The organism is Bartonella sp. MR168JLCBS, assembly GCF_042194175.1.
On the sequence record NZ_JBHIMP010000448.1, the window covers coordinates 372 to 655 of the forward strand.

General features: G+C 42.6%; 1 protein-coding gene. It reads right to left on the minus strand.

Going from position 1 to position 284, the window contains the following annotated elements; all coding sequences use genetic code 11:
- On the minus strand, positions 1-284 hold a 284-nt coding region (locus tag ACFIK8_RS11895; RefSeq protein WP_375669548.1), incomplete at both ends, for a 3'-5' exonuclease.

Here is a 284-nt window from a genome sequence, read left to right on the forward strand (position 1 = left end):
ACCAATTGTAGCCATGTACGAGGGAAGGTGCGCTTACCGCTATATCCACAAATAAACAATCGATCTTCAGCACGTGTCATTCCGACATAGAGGAGGCGTTTATATTCTTCTTCTGCACGCTCTTTTAAGCGTGAAAGTGCTTTTTCAGAAAGTTTTGTGTTAAATTGTGCGTTGGGGTGCCAGATAAAATTTTTTTGCTCGCTCAATTGTGTATGGAAGAAAGGAACTTTAAGCAAGTGAGACGCATGTTGAGGATGCCAAATTGGACTACCGGGATCAACGAG